This is a genomic window from Mycobacterium sp., assembly GCF_050701675.1.
In the GTDB taxonomy this organism is placed as follows: domain Bacteria; phylum Actinomycetota; class Actinomycetes; order Mycobacteriales; family Mycobacteriaceae; genus Mycobacterium.
Map to the genome: position 1 here is coordinate 1 of NZ_JBOGDD010000417.1, position 5,984 is coordinate 5,984.

Here is a 5,984-nt window from a genome sequence, read left to right on the forward strand (position 1 = left end):
CCGTGGAGCAGGGTGATCGGGTTGGTTGCGACCTGCTCTTGGAGGCTCCAGAACGCCGCCTCCATGGTGTCGGCGTCCTCGCCCGTGGCGTCCAGCAACGCCTTCTTGTAGGGCAGGTCGAGGAACATCCGAATGATGCTGAACCCACTGGCGTGCAGGAAGTTTGCGAATCCGCCGGTAACCGGGTGTTGCAGCCAGGACAGGTCCCCGGCGTCGCTCAGTCGCGGACTGTTCCAGAATGGCGCGTGGACCCGACTCAAGGTCCGCAGTAGTTCATCGACCTGCTCGACGGACAAGCCGGCGACGGCGTCGGGAACCGTTGCCCCGCGCAGGGTGATGTCCTCGGCGAGGATCAGGAACTGCGATGGACCGTCGAGGTGCTCGGCGAAGTACGTCGTCATGGTCTCCACGTCCAGGTCGGCGCGAAGGTCCCGGTAGAACCGGGTCTCGTCGTCGAGCAAGACCGTTCCGCCGCCACCTTCCGACAACGAGACGTCCACTGCCTCTGGGAGATCGTGCACGGTGCCGAGTTGAGTCTTGACGAACAGGTGACGCGGCAGGGTGGTGTCGGAGTCGGCGTAGTCGACGTCCAGGTGCAGATGCGACGTGGTGCCCTGCCAGGTGCGACTCAACGTCGCGCTCGTGACCGTGACGGCCGGATCGTGCCGACGGAGCAGTGTGGTGAGAATCTCCGGCGTGAGGTCGTCGGCGGAGCGCAGCACCAGCGGCAGGGCAATGGACATGATCGCGACCCCTCGTCGTCGAGCATTGTGACAGTGAACTGTCACATTAACAGCGGCAGGCGCCGCTGCGGTCCGAACGCTCGAATGGGAACCGTTTCAGCCCAGGGAAACCGGGCGAAACAGCGGAATCCAAACCCTGCTGTCCTCTTCGCCCGACAGCGCGGTCCAGTCTTCGAAGAAGACCTCGACGGGCAGGCCGACCCGAACGTCGTCGACGGGCACGCCGACCACGTTGGTGATGAGGCGGACGTCGGGTTCGTCATCCAGCTCGACCATGGCCACGACGTAGGGCGGCTCGAAGCCGGGAATCCAGTTCTGGCGGTTGACCGTATACGCGGCAACGGTGGCCCTGCCCGACACCGGCTCCGGTGCGACGTCCATGCTGCGGCAGCGCCAGCAGGCGGGCCCGGGTGGATGGAAGAAGTGCCCGCAGGCATGGCAGCGGGTGACCAGCAACTCACCGTTTCGGCCGCCGGTCCAGAACGCGTGCGACTCTGCGGTGGGGCGGGGCGCGAGTCGCATCTGGGGCCGCTGGTATTCGGTATCGGCTGTCATGAAAACACCTTTCGGATGAAGACACTCACTCTGCGGGGGCCAGCCACCGGCACCCGGTCAGCTGCTCGGACAGCTCCCAGAGCCGTCGCGCGCTGTCGGCGTCGCGGGCCTTGTCCCGCAGTTTGGTCGGCTTGGGCTTGCCCCACTGGTGAAAGGGGCCGCGTGGGGCGAGGTAGGTCCCATTCGGCAGTGTCGTCGTGATCGCCTGGATGGTCGATCTGGCGCCGTCGGCGGGGCTCTGCGCGATGTGCGGTGAGATCACCCGGCCTGCCCACTGCAGCACGCCGGAACCGTTGCGGGTGATCGAGGTGTTCGTCATGCCGGGATCCGAGGCGTAGGCGGTCACACCGCGTGCGGCCAACTCGCGCACGAACAGAAGATTCGCCAGCTTCGATTCCCCGTACGCTGCCCATGGGTTGTACTGGCGCTGGCTCCAGTTCACGTCATCGAAGTGAATGCGCGCCGTGGCGTAATTGGTGCTCGCCACCGCTACCACCCGATCGCGGATCCGCTCGCCGAGCAGACACGTCAACGCGAAGTGCCCGAGGTGATTGGTGCCCATGTGGGCCTCGAAGCCGTCGGCCGTCCGGGTCAGCGGCAGGCCGAGCACCCCGGCGTTGTTGACCAGCACGTCCACGGTGTCGACGGTATCGGCGAACGTGCGGACGCTGGTCAGATCGGCCAGGTCCAGCTCGCGCACGTCGACATCGCCTGCCATCGACGCCGCCGCCTGGCGCCCCTTGGCCACGGTCCGGCAAGCGATGACGATCTCGTGGCCCTCGGCGGCCATCGCGGTCGCGACCGCCCTTCCGACTCCGCTGTTGCCGCCGGTGACGATGATTCGCACGCTGCCGTAGCCTCCTCCGTACCGTAGTGGTCTAAACCGTAAACTATTTATCGCTTTTATGAAACGGAGACGGGATCGGACATGCTGACATCGCTGAGTGATGTGTTGGACCTGTTCGCGCTCGCGGGGCTGGGCCCGGACAGTTTCCAGGGCACGCAACCGGATCCACCCAACCATCACATCGTCGGGGGGCAGATCGCCGCACAGGCGTTGATGGCCGCGAGTCGCACCGCTCCCCAACGGCCGCCGCACAGCCTGCACGTCTACTTCCTGCGCCGCGGTGACGCACGTCGTCCCGTTGTCTTCGAGGTGACTCGGCTGCACGACGGCGGAACCTTCTCCGCCCGCCGGGTCAGCGCCATCCAGGACGGCGAGGTGTTGATGGAGGGACTGGCGTCGTTCACCGGCGGAATCGATGCCGCCGACTACCAACGGGCGATGCCCGACGTGCCCGCGCCGGAGTCTCTAGTGCCCATTGAGGAGCAACTCGCGCCCTACGCACACGAGTTCGGCGGATGGTGGACCGACGAGCGTCCGTTCGACACCCGCTACGTCGACCCGCCGCCGCGCATCGCGATGGATCTCGACGGGCCCCCGAACGCGGTGAGTCGCATCTGGCTGCGTCCCCGGGGCACGGTCCCCGCCGACCCGGTGATCAACAGTTGCGTCGTGACCTACCTCAGCGCGCTGACGTTACTGGAGCCCGCGCAAGGGCCGATGGGCAAGTCGTTGACGGACGTCTCGGCGCTACTCGATCACACCGTGTGGTTCCACCGACCCGCCGACTTCACCGATTGGCTGCTGTACGAACAGAACTCGCCGACCGGGATCGCAGGTCGTGCGCTGGCGACGGGAACGATGTACAACGTCGCGGGGGCTCTGGTGTGTACGGCGACTCAGGAGGCGTACTTTCCGGAGGCGCGGCATGGTTAGCGCACGGTTCGGCCCGGTTCGGCCTTCGCCTCAGCGCGACGCGTAGCCCGGTGGGTTGGGCGCGTCGACCCACAGATCGAGGCCAAGTTCGCCCCCCGGAACACAGTCGTACACGGACAGGTCGGTGACCCCCGATTCGAGCAGCACGTCCTCGCACAACAAGCTGTGGCCGGTATAGGTCGCGGGCCGGGTGAGCACGGCGTAGGCGGCGTCGGCATAGACGGCGGGCTTGCGGGCGCGGGCCATCGCCTCGTCACCGCCGAGCAGGTTCTGCACCGCTGCCGTCGCCACGAGCGTGCGCGGCCACAGGGTGTTCGAGGCGATTCCGTCGGCGCGCAACTCCTCGGCGATGCCCAACGCGCACAGGGTCATTCCGAACTTGGCCATCATGTACGCCGTCGGCTTGAGCCACTCCGACTCCAGCCGGATCGGCGGTGAGAGCGTGAGAATGTGCGGGTTGTCGCGGCCCAACATGTGCGGGATGCATGCCTGCGACACCGCGTAGGTGCCACGCACCTGGATGCCGTTCATCAGGTCGAACCTCTTGAGCGGCACCTCGGCGATGGAGCCCAGATTGATCGCAGAGGCGTTGTTCACGCAGACGTCGATGGCGCCGAATTGTTCGATGGCCTTGGCCACTGCCGCCTCGACGGATTCGCCGTTGCGGATGTCGCCGACGATCGGCAGAGCGTGCCCGCCGGCCTCCTCGATCTCCTTGGCCGCGGTATAGACGGTGCCCTCGAGCTTGGGGTGCGGCTCGGCGGTCTTGGCGACCAGGGCGACGTTGGCGCCGTCGGCGGCGAGCTTCTTGGCGATGGCCAGGCCGATGCCCCGGCTGGCGCCGGAGATGAACACGGTCTTCCCAGAAAACGACATGTCGTCCTCCTGCCGCGTGAGCGGCGATCAGGTGCTCCGCCGGTATGCGGACGCACTGCACGCGTGAGCATAAATCGTTAAACAGTTATTGCATTAACGGAGTGCGGCGATAGAGTGGTGGGGCCACAATCGGCGACCTGCAAGGGGTGAACGATGGATCCGAATCCCGACTACGACGCCAGCGATGAGATCGAGTACTTCTTCCAGTTCGTTCCGTGGGGATTGCGCGGGGTCTACCCGCCGCCGGCGTACCCGCCCGTCTAGCCATCCACGCCCGCTCGGATGACCTGGATTGAACGGCTGTGCGCCGTCCACGAGGGAAGGTGCTCCGTTCTTCCCGCGCGAACCGTCAGCGCGGCTGACGTACGCCCAGGACGGTTACAGAACCGTTCGCCCTTCGGCGATCTGGGCAAGCACGGGGATGGCGGTCTGCACGTCATGTAACTCGTCATCGGTGAACGCGGCCAACCGCTCGGCCAACTTCACCCGCGTGCGCGCGACCGACGATCGGTATGTTGCAACACCTTTCGACGTTAGGGTAATGAGAACCACGCGACTATCGGAGGGATCGGTCACGCGGCGCAACAATCCCTTGCGTTGCATGCGTCTTGCAGCGATCGTCGTGGAAGCGGGATGGTGCCACCCGAGGGCTGCCAGGTCGCCCAGGCGCATGGGACCGTGGTCGATCAACGCGGCCAATATCGCGTCCTGAGACCACGTGGTATCTCCCGCCGCGACTCGTCCCACGTCGTCGCGGCGTATGGACGCATACAGGGCGGCAAGTGTGTCGAAGACCAGGTCGGACAACGCCGTTACGTCGTCCTCGCTGGACTGGGTCTCGGTCACGAACGCATGGGTCTTTAGCCTGGCAATCCCTGTTCTTCAACGGGAAGCGGCGCGGGGCCGGTGATCGATGGTGCGGCCTGCTCGATGATGGGCGCGTCGGGTGCCACACTCTGCGTGACGGTGACCCCGGTCTGCATCTGCGTTCCGGGTCCGCTCTTCAACGAGGTCTCTCCGCTAGCTGCGACGCCGATGACGGCGGCAACCACCGCGGTTCCGCTGGCGAACGCCACCAAACTCCAAGCGCTCAAGGTACTCATATCATATCTCCTATGTAAATTAGTCCCCGGTACTTCCCGTTGTGCAGGAAACTCCTGCACAACGGATATATCAGATATATAGAATATCAATGTATTTGTCTAGTCTGGCGTCGTTTGACATTTTGATGGCGCGTGGCGTTCTTTCGTCAGCAGCTCCCGCTGCGGGATTATTCCGGCTCGGTGGCTGTGCCGGTTCGCGGGGTCACATATTCTGATGATCGCTGGCGCAGTGCAGTATCGAGAGAGGGACGGCTGACCCAAGCGCCAGTTCCTGGGTCGGCGACAGCATCGTGGTTAGAAGGCCTGCCAAGGTACGGGAGACCAACGTCGCGGGTTCAGATACATGTGCATAGTGTAAGTGATATAAAAACAAGGTGGACACACGGTACGGACTTGCTGACGTCGACTGGATCAGTGCGTCGGTTGACGCTGCGGCAGATCTGACCGTGCGCCACCTGGCCGATCGTGACGGCCTGAGTGCCAGTGCGTCGTTGGTGCTGAACAGAATCGATCGTGAGGGCCCTACCAGGCTGACGGTGCTCGCCGCTGCAGAAGGCATAAGCCAGCCGGCCATGACGCAGTTGGTTCAGCGGCTGGAACGTCAAGGATTCTTGACGAGGTTGTGTGATCCCGACGACGGGCGGGCGGCATTGGTGGCGATCACCGAGTCCGGACGCACGTTGTTGGCGCGTCGCACGCTGGGTCGCCATGAACGGCTCGCCGATCTATTGGCAACGTTGTCGTCGGAAGAGGAATTGACGCTGCGGCTCGCCGCCAAGGTTGCGTTGCCGATACTGCAGCGCCTTCTCGAGACCGCTGCCGATGCGCCACCTCGGGTGACTGATCCCAAGAAGTCAGGACTAACTTGGTCCGACGACCTGACACGACGGACGGCGCCGCCGCCGTCGGACTCGGCCAGGGACAAGG

The 5,984-nt window shown here is 64.8% G+C and carries 9 protein-coding genes; 3 read left to right on the plus strand and 6 right to left on the minus strand.

Annotated features, from left to right (window positions below; all coding sequences use genetic code 11):
- The 3 genes from ACRDUX_RS12610 to ACRDUX_RS12620 form a co-directional block, all read right to left on the minus strand.
- Positions 1 to 743 (minus strand): phosphotransferase (locus ACRDUX_RS12610; protein ID WP_526414367.1); only part of this gene is annotated, 743 nt, incomplete at its 3' end.
- Positions 744 to 839: 96 nt separating this feature from the next.
- Positions 840 to 1,298: a Zn-ribbon domain-containing OB-fold protein gene (locus tag ACRDUX_RS12615; RefSeq protein ID WP_526414368.1), complete on the minus strand. Its 459-nt coding sequence runs from the start codon at positions 1,296 to 1,298 to the stop codon at positions 840 to 842.
- 25 nt (positions 1,299 to 1,323) lie between these two features.
- Complete coding sequence (locus ACRDUX_RS12620) at positions 1,324 to 2,145, minus strand: SDR family NAD(P)-dependent oxidoreductase (RefSeq protein ID WP_526414369.1); 822 nt, start codon at positions 2,143 to 2,145, stop codon at positions 1,324 to 1,326.
- An 81-nt stretch (positions 2,146 to 2,226) separates the two neighbouring features.
- Here ACRDUX_RS12620 and ACRDUX_RS12625 point away from each other — a divergent pair, with 81 nt between their 5' ends.
- Positions 2,227 to 3,078, plus strand: a complete 852-nt coding sequence (locus ACRDUX_RS12625; protein ID WP_526414370.1) for an acyl-CoA thioesterase — start codon at positions 2,227 to 2,229, stop codon at positions 3,076 to 3,078.
- Between the two features lie 30 nt (positions 3,079 to 3,108).
- Here ACRDUX_RS12625 and ACRDUX_RS12630 read toward each other — a convergent pair whose 3' ends face one another.
- Positions 3,109 to 3,954, minus strand: coding sequence for an SDR family oxidoreductase (locus ACRDUX_RS12630; RefSeq protein WP_526414371.1), 846 nt, complete (start codon positions 3,952 to 3,954; stop codon positions 3,109 to 3,111).
- Positions 3,955 to 4,107: 153 nt separating this feature from the next.
- Between ACRDUX_RS12630 and ACRDUX_RS12635 the strand changes: the two genes are divergently transcribed.
- Complete coding sequence (locus ACRDUX_RS12635) at positions 4,108 to 4,218, plus strand: hypothetical protein (RefSeq protein WP_163742965.1); 111 nt, start codon at positions 4,108 to 4,110, stop codon at positions 4,216 to 4,218.
- 114 nt (positions 4,219 to 4,332) lie between these two features.
- Here the strand turns inward: ACRDUX_RS12635 and ACRDUX_RS12640 are convergent, their stop codons facing one another.
- Both ACRDUX_RS12640 and ACRDUX_RS12645 read right to left on the minus strand, forming a co-directional pair.
- Positions 4,333 to 4,800: a MarR family winged helix-turn-helix transcriptional regulator gene (locus ACRDUX_RS12640; RefSeq protein ID WP_526414372.1), complete on the minus strand. Its 468-nt coding sequence runs from the start codon at positions 4,798 to 4,800 to the stop codon at positions 4,333 to 4,335.
- Positions 4,801 to 4,814: 14 nt separating this feature from the next.
- A complete protein-coding gene (locus ACRDUX_RS12645; protein WP_526414373.1) occupies positions 4,815 to 5,057 on the minus strand; it encodes a hypothetical protein in 243 nt (80 codons plus the stop codon).
- A gap of 374 nt (positions 5,058 to 5,431) precedes the next feature.
- Between ACRDUX_RS12645 and ACRDUX_RS12650 the strand changes: the two genes are divergently transcribed.
- On the plus strand, positions 5,432 to 5,984 hold a 553-nt coding region (locus ACRDUX_RS12650; protein WP_526414374.1), incomplete at its 3' end, for a MarR family winged helix-turn-helix transcriptional regulator.

Bases quoted from the DNA above. Each gene is read 5' to 3' on its own strand.
- ACRDUX_RS12615 (WP_526414368.1), bottom strand. From the start codon at position 1,298: ATGACAGCCGATACCGAATACCAGCGGCCCCAGATGCGACTCGCGCCC.
- ACRDUX_RS12625 (WP_526414370.1), top strand. From the start codon at position 2,227: ATGCTGACATCGCTGAGTGATGTGTTGGACCTGTTCGCGCTCGCGGGG.
- ACRDUX_RS12630 (WP_526414371.1), bottom strand. From the start codon at position 3,954: ATGTCGTTTTCTGGGAAGACCGTGTTCATCTCCGGCGCCAGCCGGGGC.
- ACRDUX_RS12635 (WP_163742965.1), top strand. From the start codon at position 4,108: ATGGATCCGAATCCCGACTACGACGCCAGCGATGAGATCGAGTACTTC.
- ACRDUX_RS12645 (WP_526414373.1), bottom strand. From the start codon at position 5,057: ATGAGTACCTTGAGCGCTTGGAGTTTGGTGGCGTTCGCCAGCGGAACC.